The organism is Actinomadura opuntiae (genome assembly GCF_030283205.1).
Lineage (GTDB): Bacteria > Actinomycetota > Actinomycetes > Streptosporangiales > Streptosporangiaceae > Spirillospora.
The window spans coordinates 117,642-139,283 of the sequence record NZ_JASNWF010000024.1 but is presented as its reverse complement, the minus strand read 5'-3'; the positions used below and the strand labels follow the sequence as shown (position 1 = coordinate 139,283).

Sequence of the window (21,642 nt, the reverse complement as noted above, 5' to 3'; positions counted from 1 at the left end):
TGGTGACGGCGGTGGTCGGTGACCCGTTCGGCACGGGGGTGCTGCGCGAGCGCGTCCTGCGGGCCTGGGGCGAGTCCCCGGCGCGATTCCGCGAGGACGCCAACACCGAAGAGGACCACGCTCTCGGCGGCTACCGCGACCGCGTGGTCATCGAGCTGGCGCAGAACGCCGCGGACGCCGCGCTGCGCGCCGGCGTCCCCGGTCGGCTGCGCCTCACCCAGGGCACGGGCACGGCGGTGCTGGCGGCCGCCAACACCGGCGCGCCGCTGGACGCCGCCGGAGTGGAGGCGCTGTCGACGCTCCGGGCGTCCGCCAAGCGCGACGACGCGGGCGCGGTGGGCCGGTTCGGTGTCGGTTTCGCCGCCGTGGTGGCCGTTACCGGCAATCCGTCCATCGCCTCCGCTACGGGCGGGGTGGAGTGGTCGGAGGAGCGGGCTCGGGAACTGGTTCGGGATCTTCCGGCCGTGGCGGGGGAGCTGGCGCGGCGGGAGCGGCGCGTTCCGCTGCTGCGGCTGCCGTTCGCGGTGGACGAGCCGCCGCAGATACCGGACGGGTTCGACACCGTCGTCCGGTTGCCGTTGCGGGCGGGCGCGGTCGAGTCGGTGCGGCGGCAGCTGGAGCAGGTCGACGCGGCGTTGATGCTGGCGCTGCCCGCGTTGGAATCCGTCGAGATCGACGTCGACGGTGACGTGCGGGTGCTGTCCGCCGGGCGGCGCGACCCCGGGACGGTCGTCGTCGACGGGCGGGTGTGGCAGACCGTCGAGGCGCATGGGGCGACGCCTGCGGAGCTGCTGGAGGACCGGCCCGTGGAGGAGCGGGCGCGGGCGTCCTGGCAGGTGCGGTGGGCGCTGCCGGAGGACGGGCTTCCGGAAGGGATGCCCGCCGTCGTGCATGCGCCGACGCCCAGTGACGAGCGGCTCGACTTTCCAGCCTTGCTCATAGCGTCGTTTCCGCTCGCGCCCGATAGGCGGCACGTCGCGCCCGGTCCGCTGACCGACTTCCTGGTGGAACGGGCCGCCGATGCCTATGTGGCCCTCCTGAAGGTGCGCCCGGCCGATCCGCGATTGCTCGACCTCGTGCCCGGCCCGGTGGGCGCCGGTGAGCTTGATGCGCGGCTGCGGCGGGCCGTCCGCGAGCGTCTTCCCGAAGCGGCACTGCTTCCCGTGCCGGACGACCCGGACGGCCACCGCATGCGCGGCCGCGACGCGGTGGCCTTGGACGCCCCGGCGGCGTTCCTGGACCTCCTCGCGGGACGCGCCGGCGAGGAGCCGGTGGTCGGCGGGCTGCTGCCGCCCGGCTGGCCCGCGCGCAGCCCCGCGCTCGGCGCGCTCGGCGTCCGCCGCGTCGAGCTCGCCGACGTCGTGGACGAGCTGGCCGCTGTCGACCGCGGACCGCGCTGGTGGCACCGGGTCTACGAGGCGCTCGCCGAGGCCGCCAGGGACGCTCTGGGGGCGCTTCCGGTGCCGCTGGCCGGCGAGACGGGCCGGACGGTGCGCGGCCCGCGCGGCCTGCTGGTCGCGGACGGCGTCGATCCCGCGGGCCTGGACGCGCTCGGGCTGCGGTTCGTCCACCCGGACGCCGTGCATTCGCTGCTGCTCAGGCTGGGCGCGGTCGAGGCGGGCCCGCGGGCGGTGCTCGCCGATCCGGCGGTGCGGGCGGCGGTGGAGAACTCCTTCGACGCCGACGACCCCGACGCGGTCGCCGAGGCCGTGCTGGGCCTGGTCGCGGCGGCGCGGCTCGATCCGGGGGAGGAGCCGTGGCTGGCGGAGCTGGCGCTCCCCGGCGACGACGGCGATCTCTACGCAGCCGGTGAGCTGCTCCTCCCCGACAGCCCGCTGCGGTCCGTGATGGCCGAGGACGCGCCGTTCGGCGTCGTCGCGTCCTCCACGCTGGAACGGTGGGGCGCAGAGACCCTCACGGCGGTGGGCGTCCTGGACGGCTTCGCCCTCGCGCGCGCGGAGGATGTGAACCTGTCGGGCTTGGTGGACGAGGCCGAGACCCTGCATCTCGACGACGAGGACCGCTGGGCCGACGACGTGCTCGAACGGATCGGCCCGCAGGAGCTTCCGCCGCTCGTGCCGGAGTTCCAAGCCGTCCGCGACCTGGAACTGGTGGACGACTGGCCCGCCGCGCTACGGCTGCTGGCCGCGCCGCCCTGGCGCGCTGCCATCGTGGAGCCCGCACATGTCGCCCTCTATACGGGACGCCGTGCGGTAGTGCCCTCGTACACGGCGTGGTGGCTGAGTCGGCGTCCCGTCCTGGACGGCCGCAGGCCAGGCGAGTTCCGGCTACAGGGCGACGACGCGCTCGCCGGGCTTTACGACATCGCGCCTGCGGGATTCGACGAGCAACTGTTGCTGGCCTTGGGCGTCCGCACGTCACTGGCCGACCTCCTGGACGAGCCCGGTGGCGCGCAAGAACTCCTCGACCGGATGGGCGATCCGGAACGCGCCGTCAGCCGCGCCCAGCTCGGCGGACTATGGACGGCCCTCGCCGACGCCGACGTCACGGTGGAACCACCCGAACACGTGCGCGCGGTCGTGGACGGCGCCGTCGAGGTGGTGGACGCCGCGGACGCCCTCGTCCTGGACAGTCCCGACCTTCTCCCGCTGCTCGCCGGGCAACCCCTCGTCATCGCCGCGCAAGGACGCGACGCCCGCCTCGCCGAACTGCTCGACCTGCCCCTGGCCGGTGACGAGGTGCCGGGCGTGGTCGAAACGGCGGGAGAGAAGCGGCCCGTACCGGACGCCGTCCGTGCCGTGCTGCCCGACGCCCCGGACACCTACCTCGCGCACGAGCGGCTCGTAGTGGACGGCCAGGAGATCCCGTGGTGGACGGGAGACGGCGAGATCCACGCCGACGGCACCGGCGGCCTCGCGCGCGCGCTCGCCTGGGCCTGCGGGGACTGGGCGGCCCGGCTCCTCGCCGAGGCCGTCCTGCGCGATCCCGATGCCCTGCCCGTCCTGCTGGCCGAGGACGACCTGGAGCCCTAGACGTCCGCTTCGGAGATCCTGGCGGCGTCCTCGCGCGTGACGCCCGGGGGTTCGGGCTCGGAGGGCTGCGCGGCGTCCTCGACGGCGGCGGTGCGGCGGGCCTCGCGGGCCGCCTCCTGCCGCTCCCGGCCCGCCTGGAGCCGCGGGATGTACCAGACCCCGAAAACGCCGGTCACGACGCCGGTGACGCACACCCACAGCCACCAGTGGTCCCCGGACGGAGTCCCGGCGACGAGCAGCACGACGAGCGCGACCGCCCACACCACGGTGCCCACGAGGGCCACCCGGACGTCGTTCGTCCGCATGGGCGGCGGATCCGGGCGGCGCGGAGGGGTCATGCGCTCAGGTTACGCGGCGGGTCGGGGAGAGGGACGTCACACCCTGGGCTGGGAGAAGCCGGAGGTGAGGACGGTGATGAGGCGCTCGTAGCTGGCCTCCAGGTCCTCGGGGAGGCCGAAGCCGCCGGCGGCCTCCAGGATGGCGAAGCCGTGCACCGCTGAGCGCAGGCAGCGGGCCGCGTGGACGAGCTCCGGGCCGTCGAGGCCGTAGCCGCGCAGCACCGCGTAGATGACGCCGAGGAGGCGTTCGGCGGCGGAGTCGCCCGCGTGTTCCCGTTCCGCGGCCTGCTCCATGGACGCGTAGCGGCTAGGGTGCTCCACGACGTAGCCGCGGTAGGCGCGCATCAGGGCCGCCACGGCGTCGTCGCGGGAGCGGCCCATGGCGGCGGTTCCGAGCCGGTCGGCCAGCTCGTCGAGGATTCTCTCCGTCACCAGGCGTCGCAACTCGGCCAGGTTGCGGACATGCTTGTAGAGGGAGGGGGTCGCGACCCCGGCCCGCCCGGCGACCGCCGCGAGCGTGAGGGCGCCGGGTCCGCCGGCGTCCACGACGGCGATGGCGGCGTCCACCACCGCGTCCGGTGACAGGCCCGCGCGCGGCATCCCGATCCCCTCACTGTCGACTACTTAATAGCCAGAAAGCTAATAGCATTAGCCGATCGTGTCAAGGAGCGGGCGTAGCAGCATGGGGCACCAGCACGGGAGACCGATGACGATGACGACGCCACCGGCCGGCGGCCGGACCACCGCGCCCCCGGGGCTGGCCGAGGAGCTGCGCATCTCGATCGCGCGGCTGTCGCGCCGGCTGCGGCACCTGCGCCCGCCGGCGCCCGACGGCGGGCCGAACCCGCTGTCGCTCACCCAGTTCGCCGCGCTCGCGGCCATCGAGCGGCACGGCGCCATGACGCCGCGCGAGCTGGCCGACCACGAGAAGGTGCAGCCGCCCTCGATGACGCGCGTCATCGCCTACCTGGAGGACCGCGGGCTCGTGGTGCGCAACCCGCACCCGACCGACGGGCGCCAGGTGGTGCTGAACGCCACCGAGGACGGCTCCTCGCTGCTGCGCGCCGAGCGCCGCCGCAAGGAGGCCTGGCTGTCCACGCGGCTCGGCGAACTGACCGAGGACGAGCGCGAGATCCTGCGCCGCGCAGCGCCCATCATCGACAAGCTCAGCCGCTCCTGACGCCCGCGCGGCGGCGGGTCCGGGGGCGGGTTCCGGGGCCGCGCGGGGGTGCGGTTGCCGGAATAGGGCCCGCGCGATTATCGTTAGCCTTGATAATGACTTCTGCTAACGATGGTCCTGATGAACCGGAGGGCGCCCCGGCGCGCGGGGCCCGCTCCGGACGGCCCGCCCGTCCCGGGGCCGCGCTGCCCGTCGTGCCCCGGGCGCGCCGTCGCCGCCCCGTCCCCCGCACATCGCCCCATTCCCCGCATTCCCCCTTCCATCCGGCAGGGCGCTCCGACGCCGCCGGGCCGCCGCCGCACGTCGAGGACGTCTCGCGTGGCCAGCGCGCCGGGACCCCGGCTGGAGCGGTCCAGAAGGCGGACGGCGAGACCCCGGCCGAGGCCGTCGCCGTAGCCCGCGAGACCGGCTCCGCCGTCGAGCCGCCGCAGGACGCCGCGCCGTCCGAAGAGGCTCCCGAAGAGGCATTTGAAGACGCCGAGGAGCAGGGACGCGGCGGGATGTTCCGCTCGTTGCGGACCCGCAACTACCGGCTGTACGCCACCGGCCAGGTCGTCTCCAACACCGGCACCTGGATGCAGCGCGTCGCGCAGGACTGGCTCGTCCTCGACCTCGCCCACAACAACGGCACCGCGCTCGGCATCACCACCGGCCTGCAGTTCCTGCCGCTGCTGCTGTTCGGCCTGTGGGGCGGAGTGATCGCCGACCGCTACCCCAAGCGCCGCGTCCTGATGATGACGCAGGTGTCGATGGGCGCGCTCGCGCTGATCCTCGGCGTCCTCACCGTCACCGGCAACGCGCAGGTGTGGCACGTGTACCTGCTGGCGTTCGGGCTCGGCCTCGCCACCGTCGTCGACAACCCGACCCGCCAGTCGTTCGTGGTCGAGATGGTCGGCAAGCGCGACCTGCCCAACGCCATCGCGCTCAACAGCGCCACCTTCAACGGCGCCCGGCTGCTCGGCCCCGCCGTCGCCGGCGTGCTGATCGCCGTCATCGGCACCGGCCCGGTGTTCCTGGTGAACGCGGCCTCGTTCGGCGCCGTCCTGCTCGGCCTGTACGCGATGCGAGAGAGCGAGCTGCACGCGGCGGGCACCGTCAAGCGCGCCAAGGGGCAGCTGCGCGAAGGGCTGCGCTACGTCCGCGGGCGCCGCGACCTGGTCCTCGTCCTGGTGATGGTCGGGTTCGTCGCGACGTTCGGCATGAACTTCCAGATGACGACCGCGCTGGTCGCCAAGGAGGTCTTCCACACCGGCGCGTCCTCGTTCGGCCTGGCGTCCAGCATGCTGGCGCTCGGCGCGCTGACCGGCGCGCTGCTGGCCGCGCGGCGGGTCGCCAGGCCCCGGCTGCGGCTGCTGATCCTCGCGGCGATGACGTTCGGCGTGATGGAGACCGCCGCCGGGCTCGCCCCGACGTACTGGTCGTTCCTGGTGCTGCTCGTGCCCGCCGGTATCGCGCTGATGACCTTCACGACCTCGGCGAACGCGACGATGCAGCTCGGCGTGGCGCCCGAGATGCGCGGCCGGGTGATGGGCCTGTACATGTTCGTGTTCATGGGGACGAACCCGCTCGGCGCGCCGACCGTCGGCTGGATGGCCGAGCAGTTCGGGCCCCGGCTCAGCATCGTGCTGGGCGGCCTGGTCTCGATGGCCACCGCGGTCGTCGTGGCGGCGCTGGCGGCGCCGCGCGGCTCGATCCGGCCCGCGCTGGCCCGGCTGCGCCGCGTCCCGGCCGCCGGCAGGTGACGCCCGGCCGCCGCGGCAACCGGCGCCGATGGCGCTGCGCAACCGCGTGACAACGGGTGCCGTCTGCTGGAAAGCTGTTGTGGTGGCTCTCCGGACGTTTCCATGAGGCTTTTCGTGGCGCTCGTACCGCCACCGGACATCCTGGACGAACTCGAGGAGGCCGTCCTTCCGCACAAGGACGACATTCCCGGGCTCAAATGGATCCGGCGGGAGCTGCTCCACGTCACGCTGGCCTTCCTCGGCGAATGCGACGACCGCACCGTCGACCGGCTGCTCCCCCGCATGGAGCGCGCCGCAGGGCGGCACGAGCGGATGACGCTGTCCCTCGCGGGCAGCGGAGCGTTCCCCGGCAACGGCGCGCACGCCCGCGTCCTGTGGACGGGCCTGTACGGCGACCGGCGCGACCTGGCAAGGCTCGCGGCGTCCGTCGCCGCCGCCGGACGCCGCGCCGGGACCCCGCCCGACAAGCACCGCTCGTTCCGCCCGCACATGACGCTCGCCCGGTCCCGGCAGCCGATCGACGTCCGGCCGCTCATGGAGGCGCTGTCGGCGTTCGCCACCGGCTCCTGGACGGCGGACGCCGTCCAGCTCATGTGCAGCCACCTGCCGGGCAAGCAGTACGACCAGCTGACCTACGAGCCGCTGAAGACCTGGTCGCTGCGTCAGAGCTCCGGCGGCGGAGGCGCGGGCAGGTCCGCGTCCGGCGGGCCCCAGGGGACGCCGTAGCGCTCGCAGGCGCGGCGCAGCTCGTCCAGGTCGGGCGGGAACGTCACCTGCCGCAGGACGCGCCCTGACGGACCCCAGACGACCAGCCGCGGCAACCGCTCGGACGCCTCGTCGATGCCGACGCCGCCGATGCGGTCGCGGGCCAGGTCCCATTCGACCCTGCCGCGCCGCGTGACGACCGCCAGCCCGGCCGGCGACACGCGCAGCTGCGGGCGGTTGCGGTCGTAGAGCCAGTACCCGGCGAGGCCGATCAGCAGGCCCGCCGGCACCGACCAGCTCGCCGTGGCGCCGAACCCGCCGAGGTCCGGCCCGAGCCAGACCGCGCCGATCAGCGCGACCGCCTCGCACAGCAGCACGCTCATCCCGTAGGTGCCGACGCGGGAGCGCCGCGTGGCGTCCAGCAGCGCACCCGGCGCGGTCACCGGGCTCGGCCGCTCCAGCGCCGGGAACGCGAACTCCGGCTCGCCGGACGGCCCGTCCGGCACCTGGGCCGCCTCCCGCGCGCCCTCCCGCCCGGGCTCCGGCCTCGGACCCGGCCCGGACTCGGGCGCGGTGCCCGGCGCGGGCAGCGACGCCGTCGCGCGGGTCTCCGGCTCCGGCGGCGCCGTCAGCGTCGACATCGCCGAATGGAAGGCGGCGCTGAGGTAGGCGTCGTACTCCGCGTCGTTCACCGGCAGGCCGGCCCGCCGCGCCGACTCCCGCAGGTCCGTGCGGGAGATCCGCAGCGCCGACAGCGGCGCGGCGAAGAACTCGTCGCCGTCGCCGTCGTAGAGCCGCACCCACGCGTGCCCGGCGATCGTCAGCAGCTCGATGCCGCCGATCCGGTCCTCCGGCATCTTCAGCACCACGTCGCCCGCCGCGTCCGCCCAGCCGAGCCCGCCGTCGGCGACGACCAGCCGGCCGCCCGGCACCTGCGCGAAGATCTCCGGCAGCCCCTCCAGGCCGTACTCCGGCCGGCGCGGCGCCCGCGCCCCCGGCGTGATCACGTGGTAGCCGTGCTCGTCCAGCGCGTGCGCGAGCTGGAACCCGTCCAGGCCGTGCGCGGGCAGCCGCGCGACCAGCTCCATCCGGTGCCCGAACGCCAGCGCCGCCAGCTCCGCCCGGCGCGGCTCCCCGCTCAGCGGATCCAGCCGCAGCCCCGGCCCCACCACGACCGCCGCCACCTTCTCCGACGGCAGGTCCTGCAGCCGGCGGCGGCCCGGCCGGGCCCGCACCAGCAGCCGGTCCGCGGTGATCGTCCAGCGCACCCGCGCCGCCCGCAGCAGCCGCCGCCGCGCCGCCAGCACCCCGGTGATCGCCGCCAGCGCCCAGCAGCCCGCGGCCAGCCGCGCCTCGAACCCGCCCGCGCCCTGCACCGCGATCCGCAGGATCATGACCGCGCCCAGCACGCCGGTGAGGGTGCCCAGCAGCGCCACGCGGCGCCGCCCCGGCAGCGGATCGGGCGTGTCGAGCCGGAACTCCCCGCGCCCCGCCTCGGCCCCGGCCGCCTCGCTCGCCCGCGGCGCCTCGTGCGCCGCCGCGAGCAGCGCCGCCTCCTGGTCCAGCAGCCGCTTCTCCGCAGCGTGGTCGCGCGGCAGCGGCCCCGCGGGGAACCCGCCGCCCGGCACGTCCCCGTCCCGGCCCGGCAGCCGCAGCGCCTCGTCCAGCGCGGGATCGAGCAGATCACCGGCCTCGCCGTCCAGGACGTGCATCGGGATGCCCAGCCGCCGCGCCGTCACGAACACAGCCAGCGGCTCCAGCCCCATCGCCGTCAGCCCGCCGACCGCCGTACGGCCGAACCGGTGGAACACCGTCAGCACGCCGTCGCCGGTCGTGATGGCCAGGCCGTCGATCCGCTCCCGCTCGTAGCGGACCATGCTCAGCCCGCCCTTGCCGATCCGCTCCAGCCCGGCCGCCGACAGCCGCCAGTACGGCCGCGGCCGCCGACGGCGCACCTCCGGCGCCGCGCCCAGCACCCACGGGAACACCGACACCACCGCGATCAGCAGCGCCCACAGCCACACCGGACGGATCGGCAGCAGCGCCAGCGCCACCGCCATCAACGCGAACGGCCCCGCCGCGACCGGCCGCCACCGCCCCCCGGCCCCCGAAAGCCCGACCAGCTCTGTGTTCATTGCAGTGCCCTTGGCGTCAGGCCCTGGAGGGCCTTCCTTCGGCGGGCACTGCGTGCGATCGCTGCATCGCTTCGACTCGGCCCTGGGGGCCTCGCTGCGCGATCAAGTTCTCGCAAGCTCGAACTTGGCTTCGCTCGCGATCGCGACGGGGCAGGTGTCGGGGGTTGGGGGTTTCGGGTGGTGGTAGTGGGTCTCGTGTCGGGGGAGGGGATGTCGTCACCCTTGGGCATTCGGTGCCCTCCTTCGGCGGGCGGCTGGGCGAACAGGGGGGACGCTTCGGCTCGCTTCGCGGTGGAATTCTCGCAAGCGGGATGCGGGCTTCGCAGACGTTCCGGGGGACGCGGAGGAGACCCTGGCGCCGCGGTCAGGTTTCGTGCCGTCACGGCTGTCACACGAGTCGCAGGAGTCATCCGCGTCTCCGGAACAGGCCGTATCCGACCAGGGCGGCGATGGCGAGCGCGATGATCAGGCCCGTGCGGGTGCTGCTGGGATCCCGGTGGCCCTGGTCGGCGTTGTCCTTCTTCTCGGCCTTCGTGGTGGCGGTGATCGACGGCGATGACGACGGCCCGGCCGTGCCCGGCACCGGGACCTTGTAGACGGGCTGGTCGTCGCCCTCCGACCCGGCGAGGAAGTACTTCCCGTCGGCCGTATAGGTGATCGACTCGCCCTGCGGCTGGAACGGCAGCGACACCGAGCCCAGCGACTTGCCGGGACGGCCGTCCGGCTTCACGGCGTACATGCGGGCGCCGAAGTAGGTGCGGATGACGCAGGTCCTGCCGTCCGGGGCGAACGCGCCGTCCGTCGCGATCGCGGGCGCCTTGCCGACCTTGTGCATGACGTTGTAGCCGGACGTGCGCAGGTGCTTCGGCCCCTCGTAGACCGCGCCGCCGAACAGCTTGCTGGCGATGTAGAGCCGGTTCGTCCGCGGGTTGATCATCATTGTCTCGGCGTTGCGCGGCCCGTCCGCGTACTTGATCCTGAATTTCGTGGCGCGGATGGTCTGGCTGCGGATCCGCGCGGGCTCGGGGATCTTGTAGACGGTGACATAGGGCCAGGCGCCGCCGAGGTTGTCGCCGATGTCGCCCACGTAGATCGCGGGACGGCCCCGCTCGTCCTTGCCGAGCGCCATCGCCTCCCAGTCGCGCGCGCCCGCGCCGCCGAGCGTCAGCACGGCGAGCACCCGACCGTCCGGGCCCAGCGCGTAGATCTTCGGGACGCCGCCGGAGTCGTTGTGGGTGTAGACGACGCCCGGGTGCGCGGTGCTGGCCGCGAGCCCGCTGGACTCGCTGATCCGCGGGTCGTCGATCTTGAAGGCGACGGTGTCGCCGGATGGTGCTGACGATCCGCCCGGTGCTGACGATCCGCCCGGTGCTGACGCGGCCGTCGCGGCGGGCGCCGGCCAGGCCGTGGCCGCGGCGCCGAGCGCCAGTGCGGCGGCCGCGCGGACGGCGGCACGCGCGGGCAGCGGACGCACTGACATCTCGTGATCAACCCCGTTCCCCCGCCCGGTCGATCATACGACGCGCCCCCGTTGCCGGGGCCGCTCCCGCGGTCAGCGCAGCAGTGCGCCGACGACCACGGCCAGGATCAGCGCGGTCAGCACGGTGGGGAGCAGCCATTGGGGCGCGCGGTTCACGCATCGAGCTTATGCGGCGTCGCGGGCGGCGCGAACCGGACGGCGATGATCTGCATCTCATCTGGCATGTGCGGTTTGTTCGGGGTGGTGCGCTCGCCCTTCGCCGACGATCCCGGCCGGGCGTCGGACGTGTTCGTGGCGCTGGGCGCGCTGGCCGAGGAGCGCGGCACCGACTCGGCCGGGGTGGCGCTCATCGGCGGCTGGCCGGGGCTCGGGAACGACGGCTGCCGGGTGGTGAAGGGCCGCGGCCGGTTCTCCGGCGTCTGGCGCAGCGAGCTGCTCGCCGAGCTGGACCGGGCGCCGGTCGCGATGGGCCACACCCGCTGGGCGACGCAGGGGTCCCCGGCGGAGGCGGCGAACGCGAGCCCGATGCTGGTCCCCGGCCCCGGGCCGAAGTCGGCGGGCCTGGTCGGGACGCACAACGGCGACGTCGACGCCCGCGGGCTGCGGGCGCGGTTCGCGCTGCCCGTGCCGTCCGGGACCACCGACAGCGAGGCGATCTTCCAGCTGCTCGCCGGGCGGCGCGGCCCGTCCGGCGTCACGGGCGTGCTGGAGGCGCTGGTAGGGCGCGCCGCGCTCGCCTGGGTTGACCGCGAGCACCCGACCCAGGTGCACCTGGCGCGCGCCGCGCTGAGCCCGCTGGCCGTCGCCGTCGACGCCGAGCAGAACATTTACTGGGCGTCGAACCCGCGCTGGTTCCGCGTGGCGCAGCGGTACACCCGGGTCCGGTTCGCGACGATCGTCATGGTCCGCGAGGGCACCTACATGCGGGTCGGGATGGAGCGGGCGCCCGGGCGCCGCGACCGGCCGCAGGTGCTCGCGGCCGCGTCCTTCGTCCCGACGGCCCGTCCCGCCGACCGCGACGACCGGGTCTGGACGGGCTTCACCGACGCCGACCGCCGCCAGGACCGCGCGACCCTCCGCCACCGCCTGACGACCCCGGACACACCCCCGGACCTGGCCCCCGTCGCCTGACCCCGGGGCCGAAGCCCCGGGGACGGGCCCACCTCAGTCAACGACCGAGGGCAATGCTCAGCCCATTCGCTCGACGACGTAGTCGATGCAGGTGGTGAGGGCCTCGACGTCGGCGGGGTCGATCGCGGGGAACATGCCGATCCGCAGTTGGTTGCGGCCGAGCTTGCGGTACGGCTCGGTGTCGACGATCCCGTTGGCGCGCAGCGCCTTGGCGACGGCCGCCGCGTCGACGTCGTCGTTGAAGTCGATCGTGCCGACGACCTGCGAGCGCTGCGCGGGGTCGGCCACGAACGGCGTCGTGTACGAGGTCTTCTCGGCCCAGGTGTACAGGCGCTGCGAGGAGTCGGCGGTGCGGGACGTCGTCCAGGCCAGGCCGCCCTGCGCGTTCATCCACTCGATCTGCTCGGCGAGCAGGATCAGCGTGGCGACGGCGGGGGTGTTGTAGGTCTGGTCCTTGGAGGAGTTGTCCCGGACGGTCTTCAGGTTGAAGAACTCCGGCACGTACCGGTCGGACGAGGCGATCTCGTCGATCCGCTCCAGCGCGGCGGGGGAGGCGAGCGCCACCCACAGGCCGCCGTCGGAGGCGAAGCACTTCTGCGGCGCGAAGTAGTAGACGTCGGTCTCGGTGACGTCGACGGGCAGGCCGCCCGCGCCGGACGTGGCGTCCACCAGGACGAGGCCGTCGCGCGCGGTGGTGCCGGCGGGACGCTTGATCGGCATGGCGACGCCGGTCGAGGTCTCGTTGTGGGTGAGCGCGTAGACGTCGACGTCCTCCTCGGCGGACGCCTCGGGGTGCGTGCCGGGCGGGCCGTCGATGACGGTGGGGTTCCCCAGCCACGGCGCGCCCGTGGTGACCTTGGCGAACTTGCTGGAGAACTCGCCGAACGTCAGGTGCTGCGAGCGCTGCCGGACGAGGCCGAACGCGGCGGCGTCCCAGAACGCGGTGGTGCCGCCGTTGCTGAGCAGCACCTCGTAGCCGTCGGGCAGGGAGAACAGCTGCGCCAGGCCCTCGCGGACCCGGCCGACCAGGGACTTGACCGGCTTCTGCCGGTGCGAGGTGCCCATGTACGTCGAGCCCGACTCGGCGAGCGCGGCGAGCTGCTCGGGACGGACCTTGGACGGCCCGCATCCGAAGCGGCCGTCCGCGGGCTTGATGTCGGCGGGAATGGCTATGGCTGGATTCGCGCTTTCGGTCACTCGCAGAAGGCTACTTGACCCGCCGTACGGCCCAGGTAAGCAGGGCCGCCAGCGTCACCGCGCAGGCGGCGGCGACGACCCCCGGCGGGTAGATCCAGTTGCGGCCGTGCGCGTGGTGGTCGATGGCCGCGCGGACGGCGTCGTAGGTCAGGTACGCCAGCAGCGCGGCGCACAGGACGGCGGCCACGCGCCCGGACAGGGCGTTGGTGCGGCGGCGGCGCTCCTCGCGCTCGGCGGCGTACCGGCGCATGTCCTCGGCCGGGTCGGTCTCCGGTCCGGCCGGGCGGACGGCGCCGGCGGCGGGGCCGATGTCGCCTTCCAGCGGCTCGTCTGGGTCCTCGGTCACGCGCCCATGATGGCAAACCCGTGCAGGTGAGGGCACATCGCCCGGACTTGAGAGGGCGCCGAATTACCGCGACCCGTCCGGGAATCTTGGAAATTTTCGATCCATTTCGCGGTACATGACGTCCAATGTCCAATAGGGCGCGTGCGGGAGGCGCGGCCGGAACGACGAGGCGCCGGGGGGACGAGGGCGAGAGCGAGGGGTTTTCCATGCCGGGCGACGGCGACCGGGTCCTGTCGGAGGATCGGCTCCGCGGGGTGCTCGACCTGTTCGAACGGCTGCGGGAGCGGCCGCCGTGGCGCTGGCGCGAGCGGCTGCGGCCGCTGCTGCTGCTGCTCGGCCCCCAGGCGGCCGCCGCGCACGTCGCGGAGATGTTCAAGAACCGGTGCGAGCAGGAGCGGGCGCCCGTCTCGCACATCGCCGCCGACACGCCCGCGACCGACGTCGCCGGGGTGCTGCGCGAGGCCAAGCGGGAGCTGTCGCAGCCGAGCAGCCGGGCGCGCGGCGAGCCGCCGCTGCGGTTCCCGCTGCTGGAGATGGCGCTGTGGCTGCGGGACCTGCGCGAGATCCGGCTCGCCGGCGACCAGTCGCCGCCCCGGTACGCCTCCTCGTCGGAGCGGGAGAACTTCCAGCTGGTCCGGCGGCTCACGCATCCGCCGGTCGGCGACAACGAGAACGCGCGGCGCCGCGAGCTGAACCGGGTGATCCGGCGGCGCGGCCGGGACGTGCTGCGCGACCTGGAGGAGCCGCCCAGCCGGACCTCGACCTTCCTGTCGTTCCTGGAGCAGATCGCGCCGATCGGCGTGGCGGTCGTCGCGCTGATCAGCGCCGGGACGGCCGCCGCGCTGGACCTGGCGTCCGCGGTGCTGGCCGCCGCCGTCGGGCTGGCGTTCGTGACGGTCCAGATCGTCGCGCGGACGCGCGGCTGGTACGGGGTGCGGCGGTTCGGCTGGTTCGTCGGCCAGCCCTACCTGCAGCGCGACTCCACCGGCTTCCTCGGGTTCGCGCTGAACGTGTTCGACCCGCGGCCCGTCGAGCCGGACGACCACGCCGAGCAGCTCGACCTGCTGCTGGTCGCGGCGTTCCTGGAGGACCTGCGGCGCAACTACCGGCGCGACTACCGGCGGGCGGCGTGGGCGCGGGTCCGCTACCCGGTGCTGATCTTCGAGCATCTGGCGCCCGGGCATCCCGGCGTGCGGGTGATCGAGTACATCGAGCACGTCCGCGCCGACAGCGGCGACGGCGCCGCGCCCCCCGGCTTCGACCCGCTGGTCGTCACCGCGGGCGTCGACCCGACCGCGCCCGCCGAGGGCGGGCCGGCCGGCGCGTCGGGGCCCCGGCTGGTGGACCGGCTGGCGCAGGCCGTCCGCGTCGACCTGTCGTCGGGGGAGCCGCAGAGCGTGTTCGCGGCGCGGGCGCTGTGGGACCGGTACTGGCGCGAGCAGCGGCGCGTCGGGGTCCTCGGGTCGCGGCGGGAGCTGCGCGTCGACATCACCCGCGACCCGGGCGGCGACATCCCGCCCGTCCGGCCGGTGCGGGGCCGTCCGCGGATCGCGCACCCGGCGCTGCCGTGGATCGTCATGGTCGCGGTCGCCGCGGCGTCGATCACGGTCATCTCCGTGCAGGTGGACCGGTACTGCTCGCCGTTCGGGATCAAGCGGACGGCGTCCGGCGAGTGCATCGGGATCACCGACGGGTCGTTCAAGTTCGGCGAGGTCAGCGACGGCGAGAACAACGACAACCGGCTGTCGCCGGTGCTGGGGCGGCTGAAGGAGCAGAACGACGCGGTCATGCGGTCGCGCAAGCCGTACGCCACGATCGTCTACCTCGGGCCGATCACCGCCGACCCCGCCATCCAGAACCGGCAGCTCGACCTGCTCGCCGGCGCGGAGGGCGAGCTGGTCGGGCTGGCGATGGCGCAGGAGGAGTTCAACGCCGCGAGCCAGAGCCTGCGGATGCGGGTGCTGGTGGCCAACGCGGGCGCCCGGTTCCAGCACGCCCGGCAGGTCGCCGGGCAGATCCGCGAGCTCGCGCTGAAGGACCGGTCGGTCGTCGCGGTCGTCGGGTTCGAGCAGAGCCGCGCCGAGACGCAGGTCGCGATCAAGGTGCTGTCGAAGTCGGCGCTGCCGATGGTCGGCACCGCCAACAGCTACAACGAGACGGGGATGCTCGACCGCAACGCGGGCTTCTCCCCGTACTACTTCCGCCTCGCGCCGCCCAACCGGCGGCTCGCGCAGCACGCCGCCTACTGGGCCAGCCACGGGCAGGCCGGCGGCAAGCGGGCCCGCACCGTGGACGTCATCTACAACGCCGACCCCCACGACCTGTACAGCAAGGACCTGGCCGCGTCCTTCACGAACGCCTTCACCGGGTACGTGAAGGGCGGGCGGGTCGTCGTCCGCGACTACGACAGCCCCGGGAACCTCGACAAGACGGTCCACGAGCTGTGCCAGAAGCCGCCGGACCTGTTCTACTACGCGGGCCGGTCGGACGAGTTCCGCACCTTCACCAACGTCCTGCAGCACACCTGCCCGAGCGGGCAGGTCGTCCTGGCCGACGACGAGATCGCCAAGTACGTCAGCGACAACGCCCCGCAGATCGGCCGCGTCGCCACCTTCCGGCTGTTCTACATGCCGCTCGCCGCGCACGAGGCGTGGACGGACGCCTGGGTCGGCGACCGCCGCAACGTGTTCTTCAACGCCTACCCCGGCGCGGTCGACTCGATCATCGGCGCGAAGGCGCCGCGGGACCTGCGGCCGTCGGAGACCCGGGCCGCGGTCAGCTACGACGCCGCCTCGATGATCGGGTTCGTGGCGAACCAGGTGTTCACCGCCCAGGCGGCGCCGCCGACCGCGGGCGGGGTGTTCGCGGCGCTGGACGACCCGGGCGAGGGCCCGCTGTGGAACGGCGCGAGCGGGGTCCTGCAGTTCACCGGCCGCGACGAGGGCCACGTGGTGCCGGACAAGCCCGTCCTGCTCGCCACCGTCCGCCCGGACGGCGCCGTCGAGGTCCAGGAGGTCTGCGGCCGCCTCGTCACCGGGCACCAGGCCCGCGCCGACTGCCCGCCCGGGGACGGCGCGGAGCCCGAGCCGTCCCGGTGAGGCCGCCCCGGTGAGGACGCACGAAGCCCCCGGTTCCCTGCGAACCGGGGGCCTCAGGCGCGTTCTCGGCGGGGCGGGCGCCGGCCGGCTCAGCCGGCCGGGCGGTCAGGCACCGCGCTTGAGGACCTCCGCCGCGCCCCGCACGTCCTCGATGGAACGGGTGCCGGGGCCGGTGTAGCGGGCGCTCGGCCGGACGAGGCGGCCGGTGCGCTTCTGCTCCAGGATGTGCGCGGCCCACCCGGCGGTGCGGCCGCAGGTGAACATCGCGGGCATCATCGCGGTCGGGACCTCGGCGAAGTCCAGGATGACCGCGGCCCAGAACTCCACGTTGGTCTCGATCGGACGGTCCGGGCGGCGCTCGCGCAGCTCGGCGAGGGCGGCGTCCTCCAGGGCCTTGGCGGCCTCGAAGCGCGGCGCGTTCAGCTCCCTGGCGGTGCGGCGCAGCACCCGGGCGCGCGGGTCCTCGGCGCGGTAGACGCGGTGGCCGAAGCCCATCAGCCGGTCGCCGGAGTCGAGGATGTCGGTGACGACCTTGCGGGCGTCGCCGAGCTGCTCGACCTTCTCGATCATCGGCAGGACGCGGGCCGGGGCGCCGCCGTGCAGCGGGCCGGACATCGCGCCGATCGCGCCGGAGATGGCGGCCGCCACGTCCGCGCCGGTGGAGGCGATGACGCGGGCGGTGAAGGTGGAGGCGTTCATGCCGTGCTCGGCGGCGGAGACCCAGTAGGCGTCGATGGCCGCGACGTGCTTGGGGTCGGGCTCGCCGCGCCAGCGGACCATGAACCGCTCGGTGATGGTGCCGCCCTCGTCGATCCGGCTCTGCGGGACCATCGGGACGCCGATGCCGCGCGCCGACTGGGCCACGAACGACAGCGCGGTCACCGACACCCGGGCGAGGTCGGCGCGGGCCTGCTCGTCGGAGATGTCCAGCAGCGGCTTCATCCCGTACGCGGGGGCGAGGGTGGGGAGCGCGCTCTGCACGTCCACCCGGACGTCGCCGGAGGTGACCGGCAGGACGTGCGGGTCGGCGGGGGCGAGGCCCGGATCGAAGCTGTCGTCGACCAGCAGGCCCCAGGCGTCGCCGAAGGAGACGCGGCCGACGAGCTCCTCGATGTCGACGCCCCGGTAGCGGAGGGCGCCGCCCTCCTTGTCCGGTTCGGCGATCTCGGTCTCGAAGGCCACGACCCCCTCAAGACCGGGTTTGAAGTCGGACATGTCGTCCTGCCTTTCGTCCCCAAGAGTGATAAGGCGGTGCCGTGCCATTGAACCCTGTCCGCCCTACTGACCAGTACCCAGGTCCATGTGAGATGCACAAACCCCAGGTGAGAGGCTCAGACGCTGTGGATTCCCCAACGCCCGACCCCGCACGGCTCCGCAGATCCTACGAGGGGGGCGAACTGGCGGAGTCGTCCGTCCCCGCCGATCCGCTGGCGCTGTTCGCCGCCTGGTTCGCCGACGTGCACGCGTTCGGGCTCCCGGAACCGAACGCGATGGTGCTGGCCACGGCGTCCGCCGACGGGATGCCGAGCGCGCGGACGGTGCTGCTCAAGGGGTACGGGCCGCACGGGTTCCGGTTCTTCACCAACTTCACCTCCGACAAGGGCCGCGACCTCGCGGAGAACCCGCGCGCGGCGCTCGTCTTCCCCTGGCATCCGATGCACCGGCAGGTGCGGGTCGCCGGGCCGGTGTTCCGGCTGCCGCCGGACGAGTCGGAGGCCTACTTCCGGACCCGGCCCTACGGGTCGCGGCTCGGTGCGTGGGCCAGCGAGCACCAGTCCGGTGTGATCCCGGACCGCTCGGTGCTGGAGCGGCGGTTCGCCGAACTCGCCGAGCGGTGGCCGGATCCGGCCGCCATGCCGGGCGGCGAGGCGGTGGCGGAGGCGGACGCGGTGCCGCTGCCCGACTTCTGGGGCGGGTACCGGGTCGTCCCCGCGACCATCGAGTTCTGGCAGGGCCGCCGCGACCGGCTGCACGACCGCATCCGGTACCGGCGGGCGGCGCTGGACGACCGGGGCATGCCGCTGGACGCGGACCCGGACGCGGCGGACCGGTGGGTGACGGAGAGACTGTCTCCGTGACACCGGAACAGCAGCCACCCCCCGCCTTCACTCCTGACACCCCCGAGACGAGCGCTCCCGAGACAGGCACCTCCGAGGCCGGCGCCTCCGAGACGGGCGCGTCCGAGACGGGCGCCGCCGAGGCAGCCGCCGACGAGCCCGAGCATCCCGAGCCGCCCCGGCGGCGGGGGCTCGTGCGCCGCCTGGCGATCGACACCCGGCCCCTGCGCCACCCGCCGTACCGGCGGCTGTGGCTAGGGCAGGGCGTGTCGTTCGTCGGTTTCCAGGTCACCGCCGTGGCCGTGCCCGTCCAGGTCTACGACATGACCGGGTCGTCGTTCTGGGTCGGCGTGCTCGGGCTGGTCAACCTCGTCCCGCTGATCGTGTTCGGGCTGTGGGGCGGCGCGGTCGCCGACCACATGGACCGGCGCCGGCTGCTGTTCTCCGCGTCCTGCGTGATGTGGTTCGCGACGCTGCTGCTGCTCGTCCAGGCGCTGCTGCACCTGGAGAGCCTGCTGCTGATCATGATCGTGGTGGCGGTGCAGGCGACCGGGTTCGCGGTGTCGTCGCCGACCCGCAGCGCGATCATCCCGCGGCTGGTCGACAAGCCGCTCGTCCCGGCGGCCAACACGCTGAACTTCACCGCCAGCCAGGTCGGGATGCTCGCCGGCCCGCTGTTCGCCGGCGTGATCCTGGCCCGCTGGAGCTACGGCGCCGCCTACGGGCTGGACGCGGCGCTGTTCACCGTCGGCCTGTACGCGGCGCTGCGGCTGCCCGCGATCCCGCCGCTCGGCGACATCACCGGCACGCCGGGCCTGCGGTCGGTGATCGACGGGCTGCGCTACCTCGGCACCCAGCCGGTGCTGCTGATGTCGTTCGTCGTCGACATCATCGCGATGGGCGTCGCGATGCCGCGCGCGCTGTTCCCCGAGCTGGCCGAGACGCGGTTCGGCGGCGAGGGCGCGGTCGGCTACCTGTTCGCCGCGATCGCGATCGGCGCGTTCCTCGGCGGCCTGATCTCCGGCTGGATCGGCCGCGTCCACCGGCAGGGGATCGCGCTGGTGGTGTCGATCGTCGTGTGGGGCCTGGCCGTGGCCGCCGCCGGGCTCGCCCACCAGCTGTGGCTGGCGGTCGTGCTGCTCGCCTTCGGCGGCGCCGCCGACCTGGTGTCGTCGGTGTTCCGGCAGACGATGCTCCAGACCTACGCGCCGGACGAGATGCGCGGCCGCCTCCAGGGCGTGTTCACCGTCGTCGTCGCGGGCGGCCCCCGCCTCGGCGACCTGCGCGCGGGCGCGGTCGCGAGCGTCGCCGGCGCCACCGCGTCCTGGGTCGGCGGCGGCATCGCCTGTGCCGTCCTGGTCGTCGTGGTCGCGCTCCTCGTCCCCGCCCTCCTCCGCTACGACAGCCGCACCGCCGAGACCGTCCCCACGGCCTGACCGAACCACGTTCACTTGCGGCGAGTCGTTGTTACGAGCCGCTTCATAACAACGACTCGCCGCATGTCAACGGAGGGCTTGGGCGGCGATCTTGAGGTCGTCGAGGAGGCCGGCGTACGCGGCGTCGCGGTCCTCGGCGCGCAGGACGGTGGACGGGTGGATCGTCGCGAGCAGCCGGGTGTCCGCCTCGCCCGGCGGGGTCTCGTCGATCTCGCGGCCGGCGGCCGGGGTGCCGATCGTCTCCAGGTCGGGCAACGCGAGCAGCCGCCCGCGCAGCTTCGTCACCCGGAACGAGGAGCCCAGCAGCGCCTTGCCGGCGGTCGCGCCCAGCGCGACGACCACGTCCGGGTCGAGGATCCGCAGCTCGGCCAGCAGCCACGGACGGCACGCGCGCATCTCGCCCGCGTTCGGCGCCTCGTGGATGCGCCGCTTGCCGCCCGCCGGCCGCTTGAACTTGAAGTGCTTGACGGCGTTGGTGATGTACACGTCGCCGCGGTCGATCCCGGCCTCCTCCAGCGCCCGGTCGAGGACGCGGCCGGCGGGGCCGACGAACGGGTGTCCCTGGCGGTCCTCCTGGTCGCCCGGCTGCTCGCCGACCAGCACGACGCGTCCGCCGGCGGAGCCCTCGCCGAACACCGTCTGCGTCGCGTTCTCGTAGAGGCCGCAGCCCTGGCAGCCCGCCGCGGCGTGGCGCAGCGCGTCCAGATCGGAGCGCTCCTTGGGGGAGTCCGGGAGGTACGGCTCGGCGCCCTGGGAAGTTTTCGCGTTCATCTCGCGTTCCCCCGTACCCGCCGTCCGGGGGATATTCGCGCGGTCCGGCGGCAGGGGCCCATAGCAAGTAGACTTCAAGGCCATAAGACTGGAGGGAGCTGTGACCTCACACGGCCTGATCGATACCACGGAGATGTATCTCCGGACGGTGTTCGAGCTCGAAGAGGAGGGGATCATCCCCCTCCGCGCGCGCATCGCCGAGCGGCTCTCCCAGAGCGGCCCGACGGTGAGCCAGACGGTCGCGCGGATGGAGCGGGACGGGCTGCTGCGGGTCGAGGGTGATCGGCACCTCGAACTGACCGACAGCGGCCGCGGCCTCGCCACCCGCGTGATGCGCAAGCACAGGCTCGCCGAGTGCCTGCTGGTCAACGTCATCGGACTGCCCTGGGAGGACGTCCACATCGAGGCGTGCCGGTGGGAGCACGTGATGTCGGAGGAGGTCGAGCGGCGGCTGGTCGCGCTGCTGGACAACCCGACCACCTGCCCGCACGGCAACCCGATCCCCGGCCTGGACGAGCTGGGCGGGCACGGCGACGCCGCCGCCTCCGCGCCGCTGTCGGTGATGACCGCGGTCGCCAGCGCCGCGGGCGCCGCCGCCGTCGTCCGGCGGATCAGCGAGCAGGTGCAGATGGACAGCGACCTGATGCTTAGACTCAAGCAAATAGGGATACAACCGGGACGAGAGGTGACTCTCCGGGCGACCGATGACGGGGTGCGGGTGACCTGTGACGACGAGGCCGACGGTGCTGCGACGGAGCTGCCGCGCGACATCGCCGAGCACGTCTTCGTCAGCAGGCGCTGACACGGTCGGCGTGCCGCCCCCCGCCCCCGGCTCGACGGTCTATACCGAAGATCTCCACACCATCGCGCCGTTAGGGCGTATCCCGGCGGCGGGTTCGTCGTTCAATACGACGAGGCAGACACGTACGCGGTCCGTGCCGCGACGCCCGGTGGTCCTCGCGGCGGGCGTCACCGGCCGGCCGCGCGGAGGCGAGGCGGTCACCGGCGGGACCGCGACTGTTATCGGGATGGG

General features: G+C 74.0%; 17 protein-coding genes. 9 read left to right on the top strand and 8 right to left on the bottom strand.

Annotated features, from left to right (window positions below; all coding sequences use genetic code 11):
* Positions 1–11 precede the first annotated feature (11 nt).
* A complete protein-coding gene (locus QP089_RS39915) occupies positions 12–2,993 on the top strand; it encodes a sacsin N-terminal ATP-binding-like domain-containing protein (RefSeq protein ID WP_285919271.1) in 2,982 nt (993 codons plus the stop codon).
* Here QP089_RS39915 and QP089_RS39910 read toward each other — a convergent pair.
* Complete coding sequence (locus QP089_RS39910) at positions 2,990–3,331, bottom strand: DUF2530 domain-containing protein (protein WP_285919269.1); 342 nt, start codon at positions 3,329–3,331, stop codon at positions 2,990–2,992. The two genes, QP089_RS39915 and QP089_RS39910, sit on opposite strands and share 4 nt — an antisense overlap.
* A gap of 36 nt (positions 3,332–3,367) precedes the next feature.
* Positions 3,368–3,931, bottom strand: coding sequence for a TetR-like C-terminal domain-containing protein (locus QP089_RS39905; RefSeq protein ID WP_285919267.1), 564 nt, complete (start codon positions 3,929–3,931; stop codon positions 3,368–3,370).
* A gap of 112 nt (positions 3,932–4,043) precedes the next feature.
* Between QP089_RS39905 and QP089_RS39900 the strand changes: the two genes are divergently transcribed.
* The 3 genes from QP089_RS39900 (at position 4,044) to thpR (ending at position 6,979) form a co-directional block, all read left to right on the top strand.
* Positions 4,044–4,511 (top strand): MarR family winged helix-turn-helix transcriptional regulator, encoded by a 468-nt coding sequence (locus QP089_RS39900; RefSeq protein ID WP_285919265.1) that lies wholly within the window; start codon positions 4,044–4,046, stop codon positions 4,509–4,511.
* Between the two features lie 500 nt (positions 4,512–5,011).
* Positions 5,012–6,253, top strand: coding sequence for an MFS transporter (locus QP089_RS39895; RefSeq protein WP_285919313.1), 1,242 nt, complete (start codon positions 5,012–5,014; stop codon positions 6,251–6,253).
* 102 nt (positions 6,254–6,355) lie between these two features.
* Positions 6,356–6,979, top strand: coding sequence for an RNA 2',3'-cyclic phosphodiesterase (gene thpR / locus QP089_RS39890; RefSeq protein WP_285919264.1), 624 nt, complete (start codon positions 6,356–6,358; stop codon positions 6,977–6,979).
* Here thpR and QP089_RS39885 read toward each other — a convergent pair.
* Entirely contained in the window at positions 6,916–9,093 is a 2,178-nt protein-coding gene (locus QP089_RS39885) for a hypothetical protein (protein ID WP_285919262.1), read from the bottom strand. The genes thpR and QP089_RS39885 overlap by 64 nt on opposite strands.
* Positions 9,094–9,499: 406 nt before the next feature.
* Positions 9,500–10,573: a YjiK family protein gene (locus tag QP089_RS39880; protein WP_285919260.1), complete on the bottom strand. Its 1,074-nt coding sequence runs from the start codon at positions 10,571–10,573 to the stop codon at positions 9,500–9,502.
* 222 nt (positions 10,574–10,795) lie between these two features.
* On the opposite strand from QP089_RS39880, the gene QP089_RS39875 reads away from it, so the two are divergent.
* Positions 10,796–11,704 carry a class II glutamine amidotransferase gene (locus QP089_RS39875; protein ID WP_285919258.1) on the top strand — a complete coding sequence of 303 codons (909 nt, stop codon included), beginning with the start codon at positions 10,796–10,798 and terminating at the stop codon, positions 11,702–11,704.
* A gap of 57 nt (positions 11,705–11,761) precedes the next feature.
* On the opposite strand, the gene serC is transcribed toward QP089_RS39875, so the two are convergent.
* Together serC and QP089_RS39865 are read right to left on the bottom strand one after the other, a co-directional pair.
* A complete protein-coding gene (gene serC / locus QP089_RS39870) occupies positions 11,762–12,901 on the bottom strand; it encodes a phosphoserine transaminase (protein ID WP_285919256.1) in 1,140 nt (379 codons plus the stop codon).
* Positions 12,902–12,911: 10 nt separating this feature from the next.
* Positions 12,912–13,247 (bottom strand): hypothetical protein, encoded by a 336-nt coding sequence (locus QP089_RS39865; protein WP_285919255.1) that lies wholly within the window; start codon positions 13,245–13,247, stop codon positions 12,912–12,914.
* A gap of 206 nt (positions 13,248–13,453) precedes the next feature.
* Between QP089_RS39865 and QP089_RS39860 the strand changes: the two genes are divergently transcribed.
* A complete protein-coding gene (locus QP089_RS39860; protein ID WP_285919253.1) occupies positions 13,454–16,345 on the top strand; it encodes an ABC transporter substrate-binding protein in 2,892 nt (963 codons plus the stop codon).
* 105 nt (positions 16,346–16,450) lie between these two features.
* Here the strand turns inward: QP089_RS39860 and QP089_RS39855 are convergent, their stop codons facing one another.
* Positions 16,451–17,560: a citrate synthase 2 gene (locus QP089_RS39855; protein WP_285919252.1), complete on the bottom strand. Its 1,110-nt coding sequence runs from the start codon at positions 17,558–17,560 to the stop codon at positions 16,451–16,453.
* A 92-nt stretch (positions 17,561–17,652) separates the two neighbouring features.
* Between QP089_RS39855 and pdxH the strand changes: the two genes are divergently transcribed.
* Both pdxH and QP089_RS39845 read left to right on the top strand, forming a co-directional pair.
* Positions 17,653–18,423, top strand: a complete 771-nt coding sequence (gene pdxH, locus QP089_RS39850; protein ID WP_446474122.1) for a pyridoxamine 5'-phosphate oxidase — start codon at positions 17,653–17,655, stop codon at positions 18,421–18,423.
* Positions 18,420–19,838, top strand: a complete 1,419-nt coding sequence (locus QP089_RS39845; RefSeq protein WP_285919250.1) for an MFS transporter — start codon at positions 18,420–18,422, stop codon at positions 19,836–19,838. The genes pdxH and QP089_RS39845 overlap by 4 nt, the downstream gene beginning before the upstream one ends.
* Before the next feature lie 66 nt (positions 19,839–19,904).
* Here the strand turns inward: QP089_RS39845 and QP089_RS39840 are convergent, their stop codons facing one another.
* On the bottom strand, positions 19,905–20,609 hold the full coding sequence (locus tag QP089_RS39840; RefSeq protein ID WP_285919248.1) for a UdgX family uracil-DNA binding protein: 705 nt from the start codon (positions 20,607–20,609) through the stop codon (positions 19,905–19,907).
* A gap of 100 nt (positions 20,610–20,709) precedes the next feature.
* On the opposite strand from QP089_RS39840, the gene QP089_RS39835 reads away from it, so the two are divergent.
* Entirely contained in the window at positions 20,710–21,411 is a 702-nt protein-coding gene (locus QP089_RS39835; protein ID WP_285919246.1) for an iron-dependent transcriptional repressor DtxR, read from the top strand.
* Positions 21,412–21,642: the final 231 nt, after the last annotated feature.